Consider the following 1,475-nt stretch of genomic DNA (forward strand, 5'->3'; position numbering starts at 1 on the left):
TTGAAAAAATCAAGGCAAATGGCATTATGCCTGGATATACNCATTACAGGCAGGGCATGCCCACCACGTTCCAGACATATGTTGATTTTATTAAGAATATATTCGTGTATAATTTTAATAATATTGATGATGTGTGGAATGAATTGCGGGAACTTCCTCTGGGTTATGGATCAGGGTTTGGATCAATGTCTGATGTGAATTTCAGTGAAGTTGCCGGATATATGAATATGGAAAAAAATATTAAAAATCCACTGTTTTCCTTTATGCTTTATACTGACAATTATATTAAGGTCTTATCCAGCATAAATTCTTTCCTCATAGACATTAGCAGAATATTCCAGGATATGATAATCTTCAGTGGAGACGAAATGAAAATTATTGAATTGCCGGCTGGTTACGTTACTGGGAGTTCATTGATGCCCAATAAGGTTAACCCGGATTTTCTGGAGATATTCCAGGGATATGCTGCAAAATCTATAGCACTGATGAATTTGCTATATTCCGGAGTGATAAACAAAACTACAGGATACCACAGAGATTTTCAGATTTTAAAGGATGAAATCATCCCTTTTATGATTGAGTTAAAGGGGATAATAAATGGATTCCCCGATCTTTTTTCTGGCATAAAATTCAATAATGAGGCATCGGAAAAAATCATAGGAAATTCTATCTATGCAACATATAATTCAAAATTAAATTTCAAGACCAACGGAAACTGGAAAGAATCCTATAAAATGACGGGAGATATGATCAAATCTGGAAAAATATTAAGGTCATATATGCCAGAGGATATAATTTCTTATAAGAATTTTGATTTTATAGGGGATAGAATCAATGAGAATATTTCTTTCATAGACAATGGCAAAAAAAAGCTTTTAAAAATGGTAAAAGATGTTGTGTCAGAGGATAAAAAATAAGGCATTTAACCGGAATATTCCATTTAGAGAGAGAATATTCTATAATTAAGTATTCTTTTTATGGTGACACTTCTATAGGCATGCCGTAAATTTGAGTTGAAACTGATAGATATTTTTGTATTTTTAATATTTTTGATAAAAAAATATATAATTATATGAAACATTAAGATGACACATGATCGACACAAAGGCAATGGAGGATAAATGGAAAAAATACTGGTTCAACAATGACACTTTCAAATTTAAAAAGGGTATTAAGAATTATACCATAGATACACCGCCCCCAACAGTTTCCGGGAAAATGCATGTAGGCCATGCGTTTTCCTATCCACAGCAGGATTTTATTGCAAGGTATAAACGTATGAAAGGCTATAATGTATTATATCCCTGGGGATTTGATGATAACGGCCTTCCAACCGAACGTTTTGTGGAAAAGGAGAGGAGGGTAACTATTGATAACACACCACTGAAAGATTACATAAAAATATGCAAGGAGGTAAGCAAAGAGGCAGAAAAGGATCTGTATAAGGCATGGTATGATACGGGATTAAGTGCGGA

Annotated in this window: 2 protein-coding genes; both read left to right on the plus strand. The window is 33.5% G+C overall.

The features are described 5' to 3' along the window. The coding region (locus AMDU4_RS13860) for a lyase family protein (RefSeq protein WP_290705593.1) at positions 1-917 on the plus strand (917 nt) is incomplete at its 5' end. A 175-nt stretch (positions 918-1,092) separates the two neighbouring features. Continuing rightward, a partial coding sequence (locus AMDU4_RS13865; protein ID WP_021788549.1) for a class I tRNA ligase family protein occupies positions 1,093-1,475 on the plus strand: 383 nt, incomplete at its 3' end.

The sequence above is a fragment of the Ferroplasma sp. Type II genome (genome assembly GCF_000496155.1).